This is a genomic window from Marinobacterium marisflavi (assembly GCF_982447095.1).
The window spans coordinates 2,219,090-2,240,399 of record NZ_OZ457898.1 but is presented as its reverse complement, the minus strand read 5'-3'; the positions used below and the strand labels follow the sequence as shown (position 1 = coordinate 2,240,399).

At 52.8% G+C, this 21,310-nt stretch carries 17 protein-coding genes and 1 rRNA gene; 13 read left to right on the top strand and 5 right to left on the bottom strand.

Annotated features, from left to right (window positions below; all coding sequences use genetic code 11):
- The first annotated feature begins 5 nt into the window (after positions 1-5).
- From glmU to AC1WNR_RS11000, 3 genes are read left to right on the top strand one after another with little or no spacing between them, the layout of a single operon-like run.
- Complete coding sequence (glmU, locus tag AC1WNR_RS11010; RefSeq protein WP_481644537.1) at positions 6-1,370, top strand: bifunctional UDP-N-acetylglucosamine diphosphorylase/glucosamine-1-phosphate N-acetyltransferase GlmU; 1,365 nt, start codon at positions 6-8, stop codon at positions 1,368-1,370.
- Positions 1,371-1,372: 2 nt separating this feature from the next.
- A complete protein-coding gene (gene glmS, locus AC1WNR_RS11005; RefSeq protein ID WP_481644536.1) occupies positions 1,373-3,196 on the top strand; it encodes a glutamine--fructose-6-phosphate transaminase (isomerizing) in 1,824 nt (607 codons plus the stop codon).
- A 6-nt stretch (positions 3,197-3,202) separates the two neighbouring features.
- On the top strand, positions 3,203-3,643 hold the full coding sequence (locus AC1WNR_RS11000; protein ID WP_481644535.1) for an N-acetyltransferase family protein: 441 nt from the start codon (positions 3,203-3,205) through the stop codon (positions 3,641-3,643).
- A gap of 24 nt (positions 3,644-3,667) precedes the next feature.
- Here AC1WNR_RS11000 and AC1WNR_RS10995 read toward each other — a convergent pair whose 3' ends face one another.
- Together AC1WNR_RS10995 and putA are read right to left on the bottom strand one after the other, a co-directional pair.
- Positions 3,668-4,540: a DMT family transporter gene (locus tag AC1WNR_RS10995; RefSeq protein WP_481644534.1), complete on the bottom strand. Its 873-nt coding sequence runs from the start codon at positions 4,538-4,540 to the stop codon at positions 3,668-3,670.
- Between the two features lie 88 nt (positions 4,541-4,628).
- The gene (gene putA, locus AC1WNR_RS10990) at positions 4,629-8,063 is read right to left on the bottom strand and encodes a bifunctional proline dehydrogenase/L-glutamate gamma-semialdehyde dehydrogenase PutA (protein ID WP_481644533.1); all 3,435 of its coding nucleotides are present in this window, start codon (positions 8,061-8,063) and stop codon (positions 4,629-4,631) included.
- Between the two features lie 144 nt (positions 8,064-8,207).
- Here putA and AC1WNR_RS10985 point away from each other — a divergent pair, with 144 nt between their 5' ends.
- From AC1WNR_RS10985 to AC1WNR_RS10955, 7 genes are all read left to right on the top strand, one after another.
- Positions 8,208-8,675 (top strand): Lrp/AsnC ligand binding domain-containing protein, encoded by a 468-nt coding sequence (locus AC1WNR_RS10985; RefSeq protein WP_481644532.1) that lies wholly within the window; start codon positions 8,208-8,210, stop codon positions 8,673-8,675.
- A gap of 349 nt (positions 8,676-9,024) precedes the next feature.
- Positions 9,025-10,221 (top strand): ABC transporter substrate-binding protein, encoded by a 1,197-nt coding sequence (locus AC1WNR_RS10980; RefSeq protein WP_481644531.1) that lies wholly within the window; start codon positions 9,025-9,027, stop codon positions 10,219-10,221.
- A gap of 64 nt (positions 10,222-10,285) precedes the next feature.
- Entirely contained in the window at positions 10,286-11,056 is a 771-nt protein-coding gene (locus tag AC1WNR_RS10975; RefSeq protein ID WP_481644530.1) for an ABC transporter ATP-binding protein, read from the top strand.
- A 6-nt stretch (positions 11,057-11,062) separates the two neighbouring features.
- Complete coding sequence (locus AC1WNR_RS10970; RefSeq protein ID WP_481644529.1) at positions 11,063-11,767, top strand: ABC transporter ATP-binding protein; 705 nt, start codon at positions 11,063-11,065, stop codon at positions 11,765-11,767.
- 3 nt (positions 11,768-11,770) lie between these two features.
- Complete coding sequence (locus tag AC1WNR_RS10965; protein ID WP_481644528.1) at positions 11,771-12,778, top strand: branched-chain amino acid ABC transporter permease; 1,008 nt, start codon at positions 11,771-11,773, stop codon at positions 12,776-12,778.
- Positions 12,778-14,112, top strand: coding sequence for a branched-chain amino acid ABC transporter permease (locus tag AC1WNR_RS10960; RefSeq protein ID WP_481644527.1), 1,335 nt, complete (start codon positions 12,778-12,780; stop codon positions 14,110-14,112). Before AC1WNR_RS10965 ends, AC1WNR_RS10960 begins: the two co-directional genes overlap by 1 nt.
- 171 nt (positions 14,113-14,283) lie before the next feature.
- Positions 14,284-15,291, top strand: a complete 1,008-nt coding sequence (locus AC1WNR_RS10955) for a GlxA family transcriptional regulator (RefSeq protein WP_481644526.1) — start codon at positions 14,284-14,286, stop codon at positions 15,289-15,291.
- A gap of 58 nt (positions 15,292-15,349) precedes the next feature.
- Here AC1WNR_RS10955 and AC1WNR_RS10950 read toward each other — a convergent pair whose 3' ends face one another.
- Positions 15,350-15,553, bottom strand: a complete 204-nt coding sequence (locus AC1WNR_RS10950) for a PA3496 family putative envelope integrity protein (protein ID WP_481644525.1) — start codon at positions 15,551-15,553, stop codon at positions 15,350-15,352.
- Positions 15,554-15,687: 134 nt separating this feature from the next.
- A complete protein-coding gene (gene hexR, locus AC1WNR_RS10945) occupies positions 15,688-16,575 on the bottom strand; it encodes a transcriptional regulator HexR (RefSeq protein WP_481644524.1) in 888 nt (295 codons plus the stop codon).
- A gap of 147 nt (positions 16,576-16,722) precedes the next feature.
- On the opposite strand from hexR, the gene pbpG reads away from it, so the two are divergent.
- Positions 16,723-17,610, top strand: coding sequence for a D-alanyl-D-alanine endopeptidase (pbpG, locus tag AC1WNR_RS10940; protein WP_481644523.1), 888 nt, complete (start codon positions 16,723-16,725; stop codon positions 17,608-17,610).
- Between the two features lie 33 nt (positions 17,611-17,643).
- Positions 17,644-18,285 carry an MBL fold metallo-hydrolase gene (locus tag AC1WNR_RS10935; RefSeq protein WP_481644522.1) on the top strand — a complete coding sequence of 214 codons (642 nt, stop codon included), beginning with the start codon at positions 17,644-17,646 and terminating at the stop codon, positions 18,283-18,285.
- Between the two features lie 22 nt (positions 18,286-18,307).
- Here AC1WNR_RS10935 and AC1WNR_RS10930 read toward each other — a convergent pair whose 3' ends face one another.
- On the bottom strand, positions 18,308-19,315 hold the full coding sequence (locus AC1WNR_RS10930; RefSeq protein WP_481644521.1) for an ATP-dependent 6-phosphofructokinase: 1,008 nt from the start codon (positions 19,313-19,315) through the stop codon (positions 18,308-18,310).
- A 356-nt stretch (positions 19,316-19,671) separates the two neighbouring features.
- Here AC1WNR_RS10930 and AC1WNR_RS10925 point away from each other — a divergent pair.
- Positions 19,672-21,211: ribosomal RNA gene (locus tag AC1WNR_RS10925) — 16S ribosomal RNA — on the top strand.
- The last annotated feature ends 99 nt before the right edge of the window (positions 21,212-21,310 follow it).

The following is a 21,310-nucleotide window of genomic DNA, read 5'->3' as shown; positions in this document are numbered from 1 at the left end:
GTTTAATGCAGGCCGACATTGTGATTTTGGCTGCCGGACAGGGCAGCCGCATGAAATCCAAACTCCCCAAAGTTCTTCATCCTCTAGCCGGCAAACCGCTGGTACAGCATGTGATTGATCAAGCTAGTACCATCGCAGGTGCGAGGATGCACATCGTCGTTGGACACGGTGCCGATCAAGTCGAGTCTGCCTTGGCCAATCAAGAGGCCGCTTTTTACCTGCAGGCAGAGCAACTCGGGACGGGACACGCGGTAGCACAAGCGGTTCCGGGTCTCGATGCCGAGGGCGTCTCGTTAATCCTCTACGGTGATGTGCCGCTGACACCTGCCGCTGTGATGCAAGCTATGGTTCAAATCGCGGCTCGCGGACATCTCGCTTTGCTGACAGTAGTGCTGGAAAATCCAACCGGCTACGGTCGCATCGAGCGCAACGCGGTAAATGATGTCGTCGGTATCGTTGAACAGAAAGATGCCAATGAAGAGCAACTGAGAATCACCGAGGTGAATACCGGCATTCTAGCCTTGCCTACCCAACTGATGATGGAGTGGCTTCCCAAGCTCTCATCCAACAACGCTCAGGGCGAGTACTACCTCACCGATCTTATAGCGATGGCCGCGCAGGCGGGCGTTGCGATTAATACACTGAACCCTGACTCAGAGTTTGAGGTTCAAGGCGTCAATAACCGCCGCCAGTTGGCAGAGCTCGAACGCTGGTACCAACTACAGCAGGCTAATTGTCTGATGGATGCGGGTGTAACACTTGCTGACCCGTCACGAATTGATGTGCGCGGTAACCTATCTACCGGTACTGACTGTAGCTTCGATATCAATCTAATTATCGAGGGTGAAGTGGAGATTGGCTCAAACGTGAGTATCGGCCCGAATTGTGTCATCAAAGACTCAAAGATTGGTGATGGCGTAGAAATTTTGGCCAACTCCCATATCGAAGGCGCCGTCGTTGCCGCAGGCGCGCAGATCGGACCTTACGCCCGCCTACGTCCTGGCACAGACCTTGCTGAGAAGACCAAGGTCGGCAACTTTGTTGAGATTAAAAAGGCATCAGTCGGAGTCGGTTCGAAGGTTAACCACCTCAGCTACATCGGTGATGCTCAGCTTGGCAGCGATGTAAATGTGGGTGCTGGAACGATCACCTGTAATTACGATGGCGTGAATAAGTCGCTGACAGAGATCGGCGACAACGCTTTTATTGGCTCGAATACGTCGCTCGTTGCCCCAGTCAAAGTGGGCAAAGGTGCGACCGTGGGTGCCGGTTCAACGATCACTAAAGAGATCGGTGAAAGTGAACTCGCTGTGGCCCGTGGTAAGCAGCGCAATATTGATACGTGGGAACGTCCCACTAAGAAGGTTTAACTATGTGCGGTATTGTTGGCGCAGTATCGGAGCGTCAGGTCAGCGGAATTTTGCTAGAGGGGCTGCGTCGCCTCGAGTATCGCGGCTACGACTCAGCCGGTATGGCGATTCATGATGGTGAGAGCATTGGCCGTCTGCGTCGCATCGGTAAGGTACAGGCCCTGGCTGATGCTCAGAACGATGCACCCATCACCGGGATTCTGGGTATCGCACACACACGCTGGGCGACTCACGGTATTCCAGCCGAGCACAATGCTCATCCGCATATGTCCGGCGACACAGTCGCGGTGGTTCACAACGGTATTATCGAGAACTTCGAAGCACTCAAGTCAGAGATGCTGGCCAAGGGCATGCAGTTCACCTCGGAAACAGATACCGAGGTTGTCGCCCATCTAATCGCGGATCAATTGGATGCTGGTAAAACGCTTGGCGAAGCGCTCTCCGCGGTTATCAAACGCTTGGAAGGGGCTTTTGCCCTCGGTGTTATCGAACTCTCCAACCCGACTCAACTCTATACCGCTCGCAAAGGCTCGCCGCTGGTAATCGGCGTGGGTATCGGTGAAAACTTTATCGCCTCAGACCAGCTCGCGCTGCTGCCGGTTACTGACCGGTTTATGTTCCTCGAGGATGGTGATATCGCCTGTCTGAGTCGCGAGTCGATTCAGGTGTGGAACGCAGAGGGGGCCGCAGTAGAGCGTGAGGTGACCCGCTTTGAGCACTCAACCAGCGCGGCTGAGAAGGGTGAGTACAAGCACTTTATGCTCAAAGAGATCTTTGAGCAGCCGGAAGTGATGGCGAATGTTCTGGAAGGTCGCATTTCAGGTGATCGTTTGCTCGAGCAGTGTTTCGGTACCGAAGCCGGTAAGCTGTTTGATCAAACTCGTAATGTACTGATTCTCGCTTGTGGCACCTCCTACCACTCCGGCATGGTTGCGCGCTACTGGCTCGAAGAGATCGCCGGTGTACCTTGTACCGTGGAGGTCGCTTCTGAGTTCCGTTACCGCAAGTCGGTTATCCCCGCGGGTACGCTGCTGCTGACTATATCTCAGTCGGGCGAAACCGCTGATACGCTTGCAGCGCTGCGCGATGTGCAGGATAAAGTACTAGCCTCGTTAGCGATCTGTAACGTTCCAGGTAGCTCGCTTGTGCGTGAATCCGAGCTTTCGCTTATGACTCACGCGGGCCCCGAAATAGGTGTGGCGTCGACCAAGGCGTTCACTTCGCAACTGGTCGCCCTGATGCTGACCACAATCGCGCTGGGTCGTCGCAATGGGCTCTCGGCTGAGGCAGAAGCAGAGATTGTGGCGCAGCTACGGACACTGCCGTCATTGACGCAGGAGGTGCTCGATCTAGACCTCGAAGTTCGCGCCATGTCGGCCGACTTTGCCGAAAAGAATCACTCTCTGTTCCTGGGTCGCGGTGCGCTCTACCCGATTGCTATGGAGGGGGCGCTGAAACTTAAAGAGATCTCCTACATCCACGCAGAGGCCTACCCAGCCGGTGAACTGAAGCACGGCCCACTGGCGCTGGTTGATAAAGAGATGCCGGTTGTCACCGTGGCTCCACGTAATGATATGCTCGACAAGCTCAAAGCCAACCTGCAAGAGGTACGTGCCCGTGGCGGTGTGCTCTATGTGTTTGCTGGTGAAGAGACCTTGGTTAGCCGAGAGGGTATGCATGTCATTCAGCTGCCGAAAGTGCCGAACTGGATTGAGCCACTGATCTACACCATCCCGCTGCAACTTCTCTCGTATCATGTCGCTGTACTCAAAGGTACCGATGTGGATCAGCCTCGCAATCTGGCAAAGTCGGTGACTGTTGAGTAGGTCAGCATGAACATTCGTGAACTCGAACCTGCTGATTATGAGGGCTGGGCAGCCCTCTACTCTGGCTATAAAGCTTTCTACAACCTGGCCGCTACTGATGAGGATCTACGCGCTGCGTTCGATTGGATTTTGGACGAAAACCACCCGCAGTACGGCTTTGTGGTTGAGAGTGAGGGTAAGCTCGTGGCGCTGGCGCACTATCAGGTGCATCCCAACCCGCTCACGGCTAGCTATCGCATGTACTTGAATGACCTCTATGTCGATAAAACCTATCGTAGACGTGGCTGTGCTGGGTCAATCATCGAGACGCTGATCACCATCTGTCAGAACGAAGGTTTTGAAAAGCTGCGCTGGGTGACAGCTGAGGACAACTACCGTGCTCGCTCGCTGTATGACAAGCTGGCACAGAAGAGCAATTTTATTATCTATGATGCTCCCGCCGGTTAGCACCGCAGTAGCGACTGTCTTGCGCTACTGAATCTTGAAGGTCGATGATCGTCGTCTGATCATCGTGATCAATCCACCCACTACAATCAGTGCGCCGCCCAGTACAGTATGCAGTGTTGGCACCTCCTGCAGAATAATCAGCGCCGCCAAGGTGGCGAATAGCAGTAAGGTGTAGTTAAACGGCTGCAGCGTCGCCGCATCGGCAAACTCCATAGCGCGAATGAAGAGCAACTGCGAGCCGATGTTCATCAGGCTCACCAACGCCAGCAGTCCCCACTGCGTTAATGACGGCTCTTCCCAGTGCATTAATCCAAAGGGGAGGGCGATCAGGAATCCAACCAGGCCGAGATAGAGTAGGTGAGTGCGCAGCTTATCTTTGGCGCTTAGGTATTTGCTGGCGATGGTGTAGCTAGCTAGCGCCGTTGCGCCGGCAAGTGGATAGAGCAGGTCTGAATCAAAATTACTGCTGCCCGGCTGCACGATAAACAGCGTGCCAGCAAACCCGAGCAAAACTGCGATTAGATGCTTGGGCTGGAAAGTCTCCTTTAAGACAAACCAAGCCATCACTAGGGCGATCAGCGGGAAAAGTGCAACGATGGAGTGCGCTTTGGCAACGGGCATTAGCACGAACGAATAGTTGATCAACGCGATCTCAACCATCGACAGTGACGCGCGACCCACTTGGCCCGCAGGAGCGTTTGAGCGCATAGCCACGCGAATACCTTGAATGCCGCCGGCAACGACCATCGCAAAAAGTGCAAAGGTGAAATAGCGCACCGTCAGCAACTGGCCCAGCGGAATACCCCCTGTTAGCAGGATCTTGGTGATGATGTCCTGCACGGCAAACGAGAGCATTGAGCCCATGCACAACAAGATGCCGATGGTGGAGCGCTGCATGTGTGAATCCTGTCAGGGGGTGAGTTGCCAGTGTGCTAGCGTTTATAGCAAACCACCCCCGTCTCTGTCTGTAGTTAGTCAGAGGGATTTATAACGCTTTACCCATCATCAATGCTGCGTTGCCGCCTGAAGCAGTCGTGTCTTCACAGATATGCTGTTCACGGTAGTGACGTACCGAGCTAGAGCAGTCCGTAAGAAGCGGTTTGATAGCACCAGTCTCGGAAATCAGCGCCTTGCGGGCTGCGCTCAGATACTCAGGTGTTGCGCTCAAGCTCACCCCAGCCAGATCGTTTAGCTGGCTGATCACATTAACGGGTAAATCCTGCTCCAGATGGTGAATCGGCAGCTTTGGATCGATATCAAAATCGGGCTTGTCACCGCATACCACCAGTGTCGGGTTGCCCGCCTGCGCAGCAGCAATAGCTTGCTTCCAGCACTGCTGGTCACCGGCAGCGAGCCAGTATCCCCTACCCGCTCGGTAGAGTTTGTTGCTCTCGCCGGTTACACCCGGGCAGTTGAGCTCAAGTTCGCGCGCACTTGCTTCAAAGGTCTCCTTGAGACCCTGCCAAGCGTTCTGCACTTCGCTATCGCCAGTCCCCGCTCCCGGTTGCCAATCGCTTACCACAGATTCGGGCTTAAACAAGTTAGATAGGTAGTTCGGCCCACCTGCTTTAGGTCCGGTTCCAGAGAGCCCTTCACCACCAAAGGGCTGTGAGCCGACAATCGCACCGATCTGATTGCGGTTGATGTAGCAGTTACCAACTCGTAGATCAGCACAGAGCTGTTCGGTTCTGCTCTGAATGCGTGAATGCACTGCGAAGGTTAGGCCGTAGCCGCGCGCGTTAATATCGCTGACCACCTTGTCGAGTTGATCGGCATCGTATGGCGCAATATGCAGGATCGGGCCAAAGCGTTCGAAGTCCAGATCGTTGATACCCTCAACCTCAAGTAGCGTCGGAGTAACAAAGTGTCCGTCGAGCTCTGCGGCAGGCGATTGGTAAACAACTTTCGAGCGCTGCTGCTCGATATACGTGTTAAGCGCAGTCGCAGCTGCGGCATCAATGACAGGACCCACATCGCTCTTCAGTTCGCTCGGATCGCCCACTTTCAACAGCGCCATAGCGCCACTAATCATTTCGAGAATCTGCCGGTAAACCTCGCGCTGCACATAGAGCATACGCAGCGCTGAGCAGCGCTGGCCGGCACTCTGAAAAGCCGAGGCCATCACTGCTTTTACCACCTGCTCGGGCAGCGCCGATGCATCGGCAATCATCGCATTCAGACCACCTGTTTCAGCGACCAGTAGAGTATCCGGCGCAGCGTTCTGCGCCAGTGCCGCTTCGATACGCTTCGCAGTGGCTGTAGAGCCGGTAAAGATCACCGCGTTCACGTCTGGGTGCGAGACCAGTGCATTACCCTGTTGTGCGCCGGTACCTAGCACCAACTGCACCAATTCAGCGGGCATACCCGCTTCGTGCCAAAGCTCGATCGCTTTGCGTGCGACTAGACTGGTTTGTTCGGCGGGTTTTGCCAGCACCGCATTACCCGCACCGACGGATGCTGCGATCTGACCGGTAAAGATTGCCAGAGGGAAGTTCCAAGGAGATATGCAGACAGCAACTCCTCGTGCCTCTCGATTTTTGCTGAGCACATCGCTTTGATCGGCGTAGTAGCGCAAAAAGTCGACTGCTTCGCGAATTTCGTTGATAGCGTCTGCCAGTGTTTTACCTGCTTCACGCGCAAGCAGAGCCAACAGCTCGGGCGTATCACGCTCGTAAAGGTCCGCAACAATGCGCAGTAGACGGCCTTTCAACGGCTCTAGCCTCCACTCTTGTTGCGCGCGTTTGGCTGCTTCATAGATTGAATCAATGCTGTTCAGAGCAGTTGTCTGGTAATTGCCGACTAGCTCCCCGGTGTGTGGCGACACGACTGTGATATCTCCTTCATGGCCCCAGATCGTCTCCATAAATAGAGAACGGCTGGCCATTAGAGCATCGACTTCTGCCTGTTCGCCCAAGTCAAAACCGCGCGAGTTGCGTCGCTTGCCGAATATCGCGCTTCCGGGTGTGACCGCTTGCTCGATCAGTGGTTGATGCACTGGGCTCGCAACGACCTGTTGTGGCGCAATGGCTTCATCAGCGAGTTGGCTGACAAACGAAGAGTTCGCTCCGTTTTCAAGCAGGCGGCGCACTAAGTAGGCGAGTAGATCCTTGTGCGTTCCAACGGGCGCATAAATACGGCAGCCTGTTTGGTGCTTGTCTAGCAGTTCGTGGTGCAGTGCCTCACCCATGCCATGTAGTCGTTGCATCTCGAAGGCAATGCCGGCCTCTTTGGCCCAGTCGAGCACACAGGCGGCTGTCTGCGCATTGTGAGTCGCAAACTGCGGGTAGATGCGGTCGCCGTAACGCACCAGTTTGCGCGCACAGGCAAGGTAGCTGATATCGGTGTGGTGCTTCGCGGTAAACACTGGAAAATGGTCCAGCCCTTGCTCTTGAGCAAGTTTGATTTCGGTATCCCAGTAGGCGCCTTTAACCAAACGTACCATCAGTTTGCGGTTACTCTGCTCTGCCCAGGCGTAGAGTTGATCAAGTACCGTGTAGGCTTTGCGATTATATGCCTGCACAACGACACCGAGGCCATCCCAACCGGATAGCTCAGGCGCCTCAATCAGATTGCGAATGATATTGAGTGATATCTCCAGGCGAGCACACTCTTCAGCATCAATGTTAAGGCCGATATTGTGCTCTTTGGCGAGCAAACAGAGTGACAGCATGCGCTCGCTCAGCTGAGTTACCGCCTCGCTCTCATTGAATAGCTCGTAGCGCGGGTGTAGCGCCGAGAGTTTTACTGAGATACCGGGGTTCTTCTCGATCTGAGTTGAGTTTGATTGCTCGATAAGGGCTAGCAGGGCGTTGCGGTAGGAATCGAAATAACGATCAGCATCCGCTTGGGTGTAAGCGGCCTCACCCAGCATGTCATAAGAGAAGGTGTAGCCCTGCGACTCAAGTTTGGTGGCGCGCTTTTGAGCGCCTTTGATACTCTCGCCAAGTACGAATGCTCGTCCCATAAGGCGCATACCTGCACCCACACCGATTCGCATTGCTGCGAGTATGGCGCTACGAAGGGGTTTCACTTTGAGGCTAGCGCTGCTGAGCTTCAGGCCAAGACTAGCGCCGCGAACCAGTGCACTCTTCTGGGCGGCCTTCACGGACCAGTCACGGTTACCGAGCTTATCAATGATCAGTTCGTTGGCAGTGCGGTGGTCCGGTACGCGCTGGTAGGCCTCAGCCAGAGTCATCAACGCCAGGCCCTCTTGGGTGTCTAAGGGGTAGGCGCGGAGAAACTGCTCAAGTATGGAGGGTTTGGCGTTATCACGAATCGCCGAGACGAGACGGCTCGCCTCATTTTGGAGTTCTGATGACACCCGCTCTAAGAGCTTCTCCTTCTCGATAAGTTGCTGCAGTTGAGCAAGCTCGCAGAGTGAGTCTGTGGGTAGTTGAATATGTGGGCTTTTAGCGTTCATAGCGTATCCTCAAATAGATACGGCCAGTATAAGTCTGAGTGTTTAAACTTATCGTCTAATTTAAGATCAATACTTGGTGCTAAAGGTTAAAATAACTACTAGTATTGGTGATAAGTTTATTAAAAATTTATTTAGGTAGTGAAAGTGTCTAAGCTAGATTTGGATGGCTACGATCGCGCGATTCTAAAAACGTTGGAGCGCAACGGCCGTATTACGGTTACCGACTTAGCGGAGCGTGTGGGTCTGTCTAAGACACCCTGTCAGATCCGTATGAAACGTTTGGAGGCGCGCGGTTACATTCGTGGTTACGCTGCAGTGATGGATTATGGTTTGTTGGATACCAACCACATCGCGTTTGTGCAGGTCAGGCTCACTGACACCCGAGCGGCGGCGCTGCAAGCCTTTAATGAGGCAGTAGCGGACGTTACGGAGATCGAGGAGTGCCACATGATGGCTGCCAGTTTCGATTACATCCTCAAAGTTCGCACCAGAGATATTGCCAGCTATCGCACCGTTCTGGGTGAGACAATCTCCGAGTTACCTTATGTCGCGAGCACCTCAACCTTTGTCTGCATGGAGGCTGTCAAAGAGCACGGTCAGGTTTTCGAGTAGTACCTCGCTTATTTCTCCTAAAATTCCACATAACGAGGTTAATTGTTCTGAAGATTGGTCTGATTTTAGATTTATATCCTCTTTTTGTGAGAATGTTGGGAAGTAAGGTATGTTGAATATTGTGTACACTAGGTAGACGGTAAGATGCGTAGGTGAAGTTGTTGCAATCGGTTTCAAGTTTGGTCGCGTATTGAGCAAAGTTGCTGAATAACCAGTTGTTACGCAGTCTAAACCTAGGTACTCTTGTGCCTTAATGAGGTCGGGCAAACGAGTTCCGGCTTGCGATGACGACCCTCATGTTATGCAGTGCAAAATGACTTCAAGTCGTACGAATTATTAGGAGAAAACGATGAAGAAATTGGCCCTAGCCCTAGCCGTTACATCAATGGTGTCTGGTGCAGCCGTTGCAGGCGGTCACTCTAAAGACGTAAAACTTGGCATCGCGCTTGGTTTTACCGGTCCTGCTGAATCACTGGCTGCAGATATGGCTGCTGGTGCTGAGATGGCAATCTCTGAAGTGTCTAACTCTGGCATGCTGCTGGGTGGCGCGAAAGTATCAGTAGCACGCGCTGACTCTACCTGTGTTGACGCAGCTGCTGCTGCGGCTGCTGCAGAGCGTCTGATCTCAGCTGAGAAAGTTGATGCGATCGTCGGTGCACTATGTTCAGGCGCGACTATCTCTATTCTGCAGAACGTAGCGATGCCTCAGGGTGTTGTACTGTTCTCGCCTTCAGCGACATCTCCAGCGCTCTCTACGCTGGAAGATAACGGCTACTTCTTCCGTGCTTCTCCATCTGATGCTCGTCAAGGTCAGGTAATTGCTGAGATGCTGGTTGAGAAAGGCTACAAGTCAATCGCGATGACCTACACCAACAACGACTACGGCAAGGGTCTGGCTGACAGCATCGAATCTAACTTTACTGCTGCCGGCGGCACGGTAACAATCAATTCACCACACGAAGATGGTAAAGGCGACTACGGTGCGGAAGTGGGTGCACTGGCTCAGGCTGGCGGCGACATCCTCGTGGTAGCGGGTTACCTCGATCAGGGTGGTAAGGGCATCATCCAGTCTTCACTGGACGCAGGTGCATTCGATCACTTCTTCCTACCTGATGCGATGATCGGTGAGAGCCTCACAACTGCAATCGGTGCAGATCTGAACGGTTCTATCGGTACTGTTCCAGGTACTGATAGCCCAGGGTCAGCGTCTTACATCGAGATGTTCACTGCGGCTAACGGTGCAGCACCTGGTCCATACTCTGACTACTCATACGACGCAGCGGCTATGACTCTGCTGGCTATGCAGGCAGCAGGTACTAAAGACTCTAAAGTGTTCAAAGACAAAGTCTTTGATATCGCTAACGCTCCGGGTGAAAAAATCTACCCAGGAGAGCTGGCGAAAGGTCTTGAAATCCTCGCTGCTGGTGGCGACATCGACTACGTAGGTGCAACTGCGGTTGAACTGATCGGTGGCGGTGAGTCTGCGGGTAGCTACCGTGAGATTCTGGTTAAAGACCAGCAGAACACGACTGTACGTTACCGTTAATCGGTAACCTCACTAGAGGCTCGGTACTCGCAAGGGTTCCGGGCCCTTTTTACATCTGAGCATTATGATAGTTGTAGAAAATCTGCATAAGCGTTTTGGCGGTGTCCACGCCGTTAATGACGCATCCCTGCACATTAAGACAGGGTCTATTACCGGTCTGATCGGTCCTAATGGCGCGGGTAAAACCACGTTGTTCAACTGTATCGCCGGTCACTACAAACCGACATCGGGTCGCGTTCTTCTGGATGGTGAGGATATCACCGGTCTGGAACCGCATGAGCTGTTCAATAAAGGCGTTTTGCGTACGTTCCAGTTAGCGCACGAGTTCTCGTCGCTGACGGTGCGTGAAAACCTGATGATGGTGCCGGGCGATCAAGCGGGCGAGAGCCTGATGAATGTCTGGTTTAACAAAGATCGAGTTCGCGCTGATGAGCAGCGTGTGCGCGAAAAGGCTGATGAGGTTATCGATTTCCTCGAAATCGGTCATGTCGCAAATGAGCTGGCTGGTAATCTCTCCGGCGGTCAGAAAAAGCTACTCGAGCTGGGGCGCACTATGATGGTGGAGCCCAAAATCATATTCCTCGATGAGGTTGGTGCAGGTGTAAACCGTACACTGCTCTACAAGATTGGTGACGCGATTCTGAAGCTGAATGAAGAGCGTGGCTACACTTTCTGCCTTATCGAACACGACATGGACTTTATCGCTCGCCTCTGTGATCCCGTCATCTGTATGGCTGAGGGCACAGTGCTGGCTGAAGGTACTGTCGATGAAGTTAAGAACAATGAACAGGTTATTGAGGCATACCTCGGTACCGGCCTCAAACATAAACGGTAGTTGTTGATGAGTTTCTTGATTGGCGAAAATATGACGGGTGGCTACGGCTCCGCGGACATATTGCACAACTGCACCATCGGTGTGGAGAAGGGCGAGATCGCAGTGATCGTCGGCCCCAATGGCGCGGGTAAATCCACCGCGATGAAGGCGACCTTCGGGATGCTGAATTTGCGCGAAGGGCACGTGAAGTTTAATGGCGAGGATATTACTCATCTGAAGCCTGAAGAACGCGTTCTGAAGGGCATGGGTTTTGTTCCACAGACCCACAACGTGTTTACCTCGATGAGCGTTGAGGAGAATCTCGAGATGGGTGCGTTCATCCGCACCGACGATATCTCCGACTCCATTGCGCAGGTTTACGATCTCTTTCCGATTTTGAAAGAGAAGCGCAAACAACCTGCGGGCCAGCTCTCGGGCGGTCAGCGTCAGCAAGTGGCGGTTGGCCGCGCGCTGATGACTCATCCGCAGGTGCTATTGCTCGACGAGCCAACGGCGGGTGTATCCCCGATCGTGATGGATGAGCTGTTCGACCGAATCATTGAGATCGCGCGCATGGGCGTGGCGATTCTGATGGTTGAGCAGAATGCTAAACAGGCGCTAGAGATTGCGGACAAAGGCTATGTCCTTGTTCAAGGCGCTAACCGATTCACCGACACAGGCGAAGCGCTACTCGCTAACCCTGATGTCCGCCGTTCGTTCCTGGGAGGTTAAGCGATGACTGATATTATCAATGCGCTCGTCGTGCTCGCTAACTTTCTGCTGGTACCTGCGCTGACCTACGGTAGCCAGCTGGCGCTCGGTGCTCTGGGTGTTACGCTGGTCTACGGCGTACTGCGCTTCTCCAACTTCGCCCATGGTGAAACGATGGCCTTCGGTACGATGATCACGATCTTCGGCACCTGGGGCCTGCAGTCGATGGGTGTATCGGCGGGACCGCTCCCGACAGCGCTGCTCGCTCTGCCTTTGGGTATCCTTGGTGCCGTAGTGCTGTCGCTGTTGCTAGATAAAACGGTGTATAAGTATCACCGTCAGCGCAAAGCGAGTCCGGTCACCTTCTTGATCGTTTCAATCGGTTTGATGTTCTTTATTGGTGGTCTGGTGCGCTTTGTTATCGGCCCCGGAGATCAGATCTTCTTTGACGGTACGCGCTTTATCTTCTCGGCGCGTGACTTCAAAAAAGCGACAGGCTTGGATGAGGGCTTGGCGCTGAAAATGACGCAAGCCGTGACGATCGTTACAGCGATCTTGGTCGTTGCTGCGATGTTCTGGTTCCTCAATAAGACCCGCACCGGTAAGTCGATGCGTGCCTTCTCGGATAACGAGAACCTTGCGCTGCTCTCGGGTATCAATCCTGACCGTGTTGTATTGATTACTTGGATTTTGGTAGGTGCACTGGCAACCATCGCCGGGTCTTTATACGGACTTGATAAGAGCTTTAAGCCGTTCTCGTATATGCAGTTGCTGTTGCCAATCTTCGCCTCCGCCATTGTCGGCGGTGTGGGTAATCCCTTGGGTGCGATTGCAGGTGGCTATGTGATCGCGTTCTCTGAGATCGCCGTGACTTTCGCCTACAAGAAAGTGGTGACCTACGTTACTGCATACGAGCCAGAGTCTCTGGTGCAGTTGCTGGGTACGGACTACAAGATCGCCGTGTCCTTTATCATTCTGGTTATCGTGCTGATTGTGCGCCCGACCGGCATATTTAGCGGGAAGACGTTGTGATGAACCAAAGTTTCTTTTCTCAAAACCGTGTGCCGGTGCTCTATGCCGGTATGGCGTTACTGCTGGTAATCGTCGGGGTCGGGCAGGGTTGGTCTGTCTCGCTCTCTATTCTTAATCTTTGTCTGATCAGTGCGATCATGTCACTTGGCGTCAATATGCAGTGGGGCTATGCCGGGCTGTTCAATGTTGGCGTAATGGGCTTCGCTGCGCTTGGTGGCTTGGCGGCGGTAATTGTCTCTATGCCCCCGATTCATGAAGCTCAGGCTGCCGGTGGTTCAGGTATTCTGATCGGTCTACTGATTCTGGTTGCTACAATCTTTGCGTCGATCTTCGTTTGGAAGCAGTTCAACAAGAACAAGAAGCTGGCCTACTGGTTGATCTTTGCGGTCATCGCCGTTGGATACGTGTTGGGCCGGGTTTTCTTCCTGCCAGCGGTCGAGGCGATTGAGGCGATAGATCCATCAGTTTCCGGCTACCTCGGAGGACTGGGGCTGCCAATCGTATTGGCTTGGCCGGTGGGTGGTCTATTCGCCGCAGGTGCTGCCTTCGTGATTGGTAAGGTTGCACTGGGTTTGCGTTCGGATTATCTAGCGATCGCAACGCTGGGTATCTCAGAGATCATTCTCTACTTCATCAAGAACGAAGAGTGGCTCACTCGCGGTGTTAAAAACGTGAACGGTCTACCGCGACCAGTGCCTTACGAAGTTGACCTACAGCAGGCTGAGTGGTTCCAGAAGCTAGCGGCTGATTGGGGTATGTCCGTTACTGAGGCTTCATCTATCTTCGTGAAGCTTTGCTATGCCGGTCTGTTTATCGCTGTGATCGCCATTCTTATGTACCTCTCCGAGACTGCTTTGCGCTCACCCTGGGGACGTATGATGCGCGCCATCCGTGATAACGAAACTGCGGCGGCGGCGATGGGTAAGAACGTTGTGAAGCGTCATCTGGCAATTTTCGTTATCGGCTCTGCCGTGATCGGCTTAGCGGGCGCGATGCTGACGACGCTGGATGGTCAGTTCACACCGGTCAGCTACCAGCCACTGCGATTCACTTTCCTTATCTGGGTTATGGTGATTATTGGTGGGTCGGGTAACAACTGGGGAGCGATGTTGGGTGGCTTCTTTATCTGGTTCTTCTGGATTGAAGCGGAGCCGATTGGTCTCTGGCTGATCGATACCCTCACCTCATTTATGGATGGTGATCACCCGCTTCGTCTGCACCTGATGGACTCTGCTGCGCATATGCGTCTGATGACTGTCGGTATTGTGCTCTTGGTGGCTCTACGCTACTTCCCTGAGGGCCTCATTCCAGAGAGAACGGCGCGTAAAGCCTAATTTGGTGGCTACACGATGAAAGGCAGCTTCGGCTGCCTTTTTTGTTGCCAGTTGTACGCCTGTTTAGTTCGGTATTTTCGCCTTTGTATTAAAAATGACGCTTTTGTGCTTCTTTATACTTTAGGATAGGCATATAATCCGACAAAGTTACACAATAGCGACATAATCGAAATGCCAAAGAGCAGCGCCACAACAGCAGCACCTGTACAGACCGAGCACTACGGTTTCTTTTTGATGCCGGGTTTCTCGATTATCTCGTTTGCAGCCACTATTGATCCGCTGCGCTTGGCTAACCAGCTCAGCGGTCAAAATTTGTACGAGTGGCACTTCTATGGCCCATCTGATCAAACAGTCACCTGTAGTACCGGGATTCAGTTCACACCCACTCGCATGATGCGTGACACCGAAAAGGTGGATCGTATGTTCGTGGTTGGCGGCATTGGTGCGAACCAAGTGGCCGAGGAGAGTCTCTGTAGCTGGTTGCGTAATCTGGTCCGCGATGGTGTCAGTATTGGTGCGACGTCAACGGGTAGTCTGTTGTTGGCTCAAGCCGGTGTTCTTGAGGGTAAAACCTGTACCGTTCACTGGGAGGAGCGGGATCGTCTGACTAAAGCATTCCCTAACCTGAATGTTAGTGAAGAGTTGTATGAAATCGATGGCAATCTGATGACCTGCTCTGGCGGTCTGTCAGGTCTGGATCTGATTCTGCAGCTCATTACGTTGCAGCATGGTGAGTCCCTGGCGCACCAGGTGGCAGAAAACTGTATTCACCCCAATATACGTCCTGCGCATGACAAACAGCGTATGAAGCTGCAGTTGCGACAGCACGGAAGTCATCCGCGCCTGACTCAGGCATTGGAGTTGATGCGGGAGCATCTTGACGATGTGCTGACCTGTGATCAGATTTGTGATCGTATCGGACTATCGACGCGTCAGTTAGAGCGGCTGTTTAGGCAGCATCTAAATACTTCGCCAACGGCTTACTACATGAGTTTGAGGCTAGAAAACGCTCGCCAACAACTAAAGAACTCAGCTTTGCCTATTCAGGCGATCGCGCGTGGCGCTGGGTTTAGTTCCACCTCGTACTTCTCGCGCTGCTATCGTAAGCAGTTTGGTGTCACTCCGCGCGAGGCGCGAACTGGGGTGCACCGCATGATAGAGCTGGGTGAGCGAGACTAGAGATGTCCCGTGGTCGGGTATCTCTAGATGTTACCGACTAGGCGCTGATTAGAACGAGTTACTCGTCAAACCAGCTGTCTTGATCGAAATAGGTCTGAAGCTCTGCCTCTTCACGCCGTTGCTCAATCGCACGCCGTGCTTGCAGTAGACGCTGAGAGTGCGTCTTTTTAGCCTCTAAAGATCGTTCGGTTTCGAAACCGATCGCCGCATCAAAAATCTCAGTTTTGATCTCGTCTAGATCTTCTTCCTTTCGAATCAGCATAAGAAAGTTCCTCTCTCTGACTGCATGTCGTGTTTATAGTTATTGGTCGACTAGGCTGTCTGCCCGTTAAGAGCTTTGCTGTTCCTCTAAATGTACTGCACACGGGCGAAAAAGGCGAATCGTGATTTTCGGCGTTAGTCATCCCCAAATTCACGACGCATTAGTAACCGCTTGTCGGTCTGGCGCAGGTTTCTGAGGCTACGTTTGATCGTCTTTAAGTGGTCTACCAGCTTCGGCCCGCGGCGCATCGCCACGCCGACAGCCAATACATCTATCACGACAAGATGAACAACTCGTGACGACATCAGAGTATTTAGATCTTTATCCTCTTCGACGTCGACATGGATGGGTATGGTCGCTAGGTCTGAGAGAGGCGTATTTGCCGGACAGATTGTGATTACAGTGGCGCCCGTATCACGGGCTAGTTTAACGGTATGTAAAAGATCTTTGGTGCGGCCGGTCTGCGAGACGGCGACGACTACATCATTCTCGCGCAGGGTAACGGCTGAGATGGTCTGCATATGCGGATCAGAGTGTGCTGCTGACGCGATCATCAGCCGATAGAACTTGTGTTGGGCATCGGTACAGACTGGTGCTGAGGCGCCAAAACCGTAGAACTCCACGCGACCCGCCTTCGCCAGCGCGGAGATCGCTTCCTCAAGGGCGTTATCATCTAGCTGCTCGCGGGTGCTCATGAGATTGCCGATCATCGAGTCGAAAATCTTCTGCTTGAACTCGAGTACCGTGTCTTTGCGGTTCATAGAGAACTGCTCGAAAGCGCTGTTACTTGCTAGAGCCTGGGCAAGCGTTAGCTTGAAGTCTTGGAAGCCATCGTAATTCAGAGCGCGGCAGAAGCGCACAACTGTTGGCTCACTGACATTGGCCTCAGATGCCAGATCAACGATACGCATGTGAATAACTTCGTTGGGCTGTGCCAACACGAAGTCCGCAACTTTCTGTTCAGATTTACGCAGTTTTTCGCGGGTATCTGCGATTAACTTCAACACATTCGATGCTTGCACGGTAAGTCCTTATTGGGATGCGACACAGGTGTCAGTATAACTCGACATCGAGCGAGACATTTTAAGCCTGCCCAAGTATCCTTACCTGCTTTAACAATTTGAGCAATACAACTTTTTACCCGTTTATCTATGTTTTCTAAAGCGCCGATGTTTCCGCTACTGAGCCTATTTATCACGCTGCTCGCTGTTATTTCTCCTGCGCAAGCTGCTCAGCCAGATCCTGCTAAGCTCGATCTGGCTTCGGTCTCTGTGATGATTAAGGATTTAAATTCGGGTGAAGTGCTTTACCAGCGCAATCCTGATTTGGTCCAGCCGATCGCTTCAATCACCAAGGTGATGACGGCCCTCGTGGTGTTAGACGCGGGTCTGCCCATGAAAGAGCGGATACGCGTAACGGTGGAGGATGTACCAATCATGCACAACGTCCACTCGCGCATCCGTATCGGTTCTACCATCCGGCGTCAGGATGCTTTGCACATTGCGTTGATGGCATCAGAGAACCGAGCTGCTGCAACAGTTGGGCATGCCTACCCGGGCGGTATGGCGGCTTTTATTGAGAATATGAATCTGACGGCCCAAGGATTGAGTATGGAAAATACTCGGTTTGTTGAGCCAACGGGGCTCTCTTCCGAGAACGTCTCGACCGCTTCAGACCTGATGCGCCTCCTTGAGGTGGCCGATCTCTATCCGTTGATAAGTCAGGCGACCTCTGCGTCAAAGCGCGATGTGATCTTCAGCAAACCGCGCTACATACTCGCCTTCTTTAACACGAACTCGCTTGTGAATAAGAAGAGCTGGAGTGTGCAGATCAGCAAGACCGGGTACACTGACACTGCGGGGCGCTGTTTGGTTTTGCGCGCACGCATTGCTGGGCGTGATGTGGGTATTGTGCTCCTAGACTCCTATGGCAAGAAGACCCATCTGGCCGATGCACAGCGCATCAAACGCTGGCTGGAGACCGGTAACTCGGGGAAAGTGCCTAAGGGCGCTGCGAACTACCGAGATACCAAACTCAGAGCCTTGGCGAAACGTTAATCCTCGGCAAAACCGGACTGTTGAGTAAACCCTATGGCTTATCGAGTAATTCCTGTTACCCCTTTCGCTCAGAACTGCACGCTGATCTGGTGCCCTGAAACCCTTGAGGCGGCAGTGGTAGACCCAGGTGGTGATATTGAATTGATTGAGCGGGCGATCGCCGAAGAGGGAGTGCAGGTTACACAGGTGCTGCTAACCCATGGGCACATCGATCATGCTGGCGCCTCGGCGACACTGGCGCGTCAGTTGGGTGTATCGATCATCGGACCGCATAAAGCTGACCAGTTTTGGCTAGATGGACTGGAGCAGCAGAGTGCGATGTTTGGATTCTCGCAAGTCGAAGGTTTCCTGCCGGATCGTTGGCTGGAAGATGGTGAACAGGTTCAAGTCGGCAATCTCTGTTTGGATGTGGTGCATTGTCCAGGGCACACGCCAGGTCATGTAGTCTTTGTCGACAAAGAAAATTCAATGGCCCAGGTTGGGGATGTGCTGTTTCAAGGCTCTATCGGTCGAACCGATTTCCCACAGGGCGATCATCAAACTCTGATCGACTCGATTAAGAATAAGCTCTTTCCACTCGGTGACGAGATTCGTTTTGTACCCGGGCACGGTCCCGAGTCTACCTTTGGTCATGAGCGTAAGACCAATCCATACGTTTCAGGGCGCTGGGGCTGAGCAGTTCCTCTAAGCCTCTCTCTTAGCGACCCGTCTCTGCCACCAAACGCAACGCGGATTCAGGTAGATGTTTTATCTGCTGTATTGCGTGATCAAACGGCAGGCATACAAGGGCTGATTCTTTGACAGCGATCAGGCTTGAATGCATCCCTGCCAACAGAGCATGAACTGCGCAGTTGCCGAGTGCGGCTGCTAAAGCGCGATCATGCGCTGTTGGAGCGCCGCCACGTTGTATATGCCCGAGTACGCAGATTCTTGGATCCTCTCCGCAGGCTTTCAGTTCATTGGCTAAGTTGCGAATCATCTTCGGCTCCGCCGAACCTTCTGCCAAGATTACCATGCCGTTAGCTGAGATGCCGGACTGCTGGTTCTGACTAAGTTCTTTAGCAACTTCAGAGATATCAACTGAGTGCTCAGGGACAACTAGCATCTCAGCACCTATAGCGATCGCAACTTGTGCGGCAATAAACCCGGATGTGGTTCCGGCGACTTCAACAAGAAACAGACGTTGATGCGAGTAGGCGGTGTCCTGCAGTTTATCGATCGCATCCACTGCCGTATTGATAGCTGTGTCAAAACCGATCGCGTCATCCGATCCGGCAATGTCATTGTCGATTGTGCCGGGTAGGGCGATGGTCGGTATCCCTGACTCCTGGGCAAGTAGAGAAGCTCCCTCTATCGAGCCTTTACCTCCGATCACGATAAGCGCCTCAATCCCATGGTCTTGAAGTACGCTAGCTGCAAGCTGCCGAAAGTTGGATTGATAAAACTCAGGGCAACTGCCGCAATGGAGAATGGAGCCTCCGCCTTGGCTGATACGGCTAACACTACTACTAGTCAGTACCGCAAAGTCCTGTTGGATGAGGCCAGAGAAACCGCGATGAATACCGATGACCTCGATGCCCTCTTTATCAGCAGTGCGCACAATAGCGCGAATAGCCGAGTTCATCCCGGGTGTTTCACCACCGCTGGTTAGAACAGCAATTCGTCTGAGCTTGAGGCTGGGTCGAAAATTAGGTGTCTGTAGCATCGAATTTTCCCTAAAACTTTCTTCAGTTCTAACGTGAAATAGTGATTCTGTCGAGTAAACTGATCACCCTTTAACCAGTTGCGAAAATTAATTTAAAAAAAGCCTTTTTTGCCGTTGACGCCCCTGCTGGGATCTCTATAATGCGCCCCCACATTGAGACGCACAGACGCGCTTTCGATAGCCTCTCAGAGGCAACGCTCTTTAACAAACAGATCAAGTAATGCGTGTGGGCGCTTGTTGGGATTAGGCAACAAAGCTTAATCAAGACAAGCAACCTATATGTGAATTCATTTAGCGTAATGTTTTTCTTGAGCAGATTTAGATGGAAAGCCTTCGGGTTTGAAATCGAAAACTTTTAACTGAAGAGTTTGATCATGGCTCAGATTGAACGCTGGCGGCAGGCCTAACACATGCAAGTCGAGCGGTAACAGGGATAGCTTGCTATCTGCTGACGAGCGGCGGACGGGTGAGTAACGCGTAGGAATCTACCTAGTAGTGGGGGATAAGCCAGAGAAATTTGGTCTAATACCGCATACGTCCTAAGGGAGAAAGGAGGGGATCTTCGGACCTTTCGCTATTAGATGAGCCTGCGTAAGATTAGCTAGTTGGTGAGGTAAGAGCTCACCAAGGCGACGATCTTTAGCTGGTCTGAGAGGATGATCAGCCACACTGGGACTGAGACACGGCCCAGACTCCTACGGGAGGCAGCAGTGGGGAATATTGGACAATGGGGGCAACCCTGATCCAGCCATGCCGCGTGTGTGAAGAAGGCCTTCGGGTTGTAAAGCACTTTCAGATGTGAGGAAAGGTGAGTAGTTAATACCTGCTTACTGTGACGTTAACATCAGAAGAAGGACCGGCTAACTCCGTGCCAGCAGCCGCGGTAATACGGAGGGTCCGAGCGTTAATCGGAATTACTGGGCGTAAAGCGCGCGTAGGTGGTTTCGTCAGTCAGATGTGAAAGCCCAGGGCTCAACCTTGGAACTGCACCTGATACTGCGGAACTAGAGTACGATAGAGGGGAGTGGAATTTCCGGTGTAGCGGTGAAATGCGTAGAGATCGGAAGGAACACCAGTGGCGAAGGCGACTCCCTGGATTGATACTGACACTGAGGTGCGAAAGCGTGGGGAGCAAACAGGATTAGATACCCTGGTAGTCCACGCCGTAAACGATGTCAACTAGCCGTTGGGTAACTTGATTACTTAGTGGCGCAGCTAACGCGATAAGTTGACCGCCTGGGGAGTACGGTCGCAAGATTAAAACTCAAATGAATTGACGGGGGCCCGCACAAGCGGTGGAGCATGTGGTTTAATTCGAAGCAACGCGAAGAACCTTACCTACTCTTGACATCCAGAGAACTTTCCAGAGATGGATTGGTGCCTTCGGGAACTCTGAGACAGGTGCTGCATGGCTGTCGTCAGCTCGTGTTGTGAAATGTTGGGTTAAGTCCCGTAACGAGCGCAACCCTTGTCCTTATTTGCCAGCACTTCGGGTGGGAACTCTAAGGAGACTGCCGGTGACAAACCGGAGGAAGGTGGGGACGACGTCAAGTCATCATGGCCCTTACGAGTAGGGCTACACACGTGCTACAATGGCCGGTACAGAGGGCTGCGAACTTGCGAGAGTAAGCTAATCCCAGAAAACCGGTCGTAGTCCGGATTGCAGTCTGCAACTCGACTGCATGAAGTCGGAATCGCTAGTAATCGCGAATCAGCATGTCGCGGTGAATACGTTCCCGGGCCTTGTACACACCGCCCGTCACACCATGGGAGTGGACTTCACCAGAAGTAGCTAGCTTAACCTTCGGGAGGGCGGTTACCACGGTGGGGTTCATGACTGGGGTGAAGTCGTAACAAGGTAGCCGTTGGGGAACCAGCGGCTGGATCACCTCCTTAAACGATAGCCGAGTCCTGGCAAGCGTTCACACGCATTACTTGATCGAATGTAAAGAGAGCAAAATGTTGTTCGCAGCAACTCGAGCCGAGCAAGCTTTA

What these genes read in the sequence shown, in the direction of transcription:
- pbpG (WP_481644523.1), top strand. Translation starts at nt 16,723, where the DNA reads ATGTTTCCGCTACTGAGCCTATTTATCACGCTGCTCGCTGTTATTTCT.
- AC1WNR_RS10935 (WP_481644522.1), top strand. Translation starts at nt 17,644, where the DNA reads ATGGCTTATCGAGTAATTCCTGTTACCCCTTTCGCTCAGAACTGCACG.
- glmU (WP_481644537.1), top strand. Translation starts at nt 6, where the DNA reads ATGCAGGCCGACATTGTGATTTTGGCTGCCGGACAGGGCAGCCGCATG.
- AC1WNR_RS11000 (WP_481644535.1), top strand. Translation starts at nt 3,203, where the DNA reads ATGAACATTCGTGAACTCGAACCTGCTGATTATGAGGGCTGGGCAGCC.
- AC1WNR_RS10950 (WP_481644525.1), bottom strand. Translation starts at nt 15,553, where the DNA reads ATGCTGATTCGAAAGGAAGAAGATCTAGACGAGATCAAAACTGAGATT.
- AC1WNR_RS10970 (WP_481644529.1), top strand. Translation starts at nt 11,063, where the DNA reads ATGAGTTTCTTGATTGGCGAAAATATGACGGGTGGCTACGGCTCCGCG.
- AC1WNR_RS10955 (WP_481644526.1), top strand. Translation starts at nt 14,284, where the DNA reads ATGCCAAAGAGCAGCGCCACAACAGCAGCACCTGTACAGACCGAGCAC.
- AC1WNR_RS10960 (WP_481644527.1), top strand. Translation starts at nt 12,778, where the DNA reads ATGAACCAAAGTTTCTTTTCTCAAAACCGTGTGCCGGTGCTCTATGCC.
- glmS (WP_481644536.1), top strand. Translation starts at nt 1,373, where the DNA reads ATGTGCGGTATTGTTGGCGCAGTATCGGAGCGTCAGGTCAGCGGAATT.
- AC1WNR_RS10975 (WP_481644530.1), top strand. Translation starts at nt 10,286, where the DNA reads ATGATAGTTGTAGAAAATCTGCATAAGCGTTTTGGCGGTGTCCACGCC.
- AC1WNR_RS10965 (WP_481644528.1), top strand. Translation starts at nt 11,771, where the DNA reads ATGACTGATATTATCAATGCGCTCGTCGTGCTCGCTAACTTTCTGCTG.
- putA (WP_481644533.1), bottom strand. Translation starts at nt 8,063, where the DNA reads ATGAACGCTAAAAGCCCACATATTCAACTACCCACAGACTCACTCTGC.
- AC1WNR_RS10980 (WP_481644531.1), top strand. Translation starts at nt 9,025, where the DNA reads ATGAAGAAATTGGCCCTAGCCCTAGCCGTTACATCAATGGTGTCTGGT.
- AC1WNR_RS10930 (WP_481644521.1), bottom strand. Translation starts at nt 19,315, where the DNA reads ATGCTACAGACACCTAATTTTCGACCCAGCCTCAAGCTCAGACGAATT.
- AC1WNR_RS10995 (WP_481644534.1), bottom strand. Translation starts at nt 4,540, where the DNA reads ATGCAGCGCTCCACCATCGGCATCTTGTTGTGCATGGGCTCAATGCTC.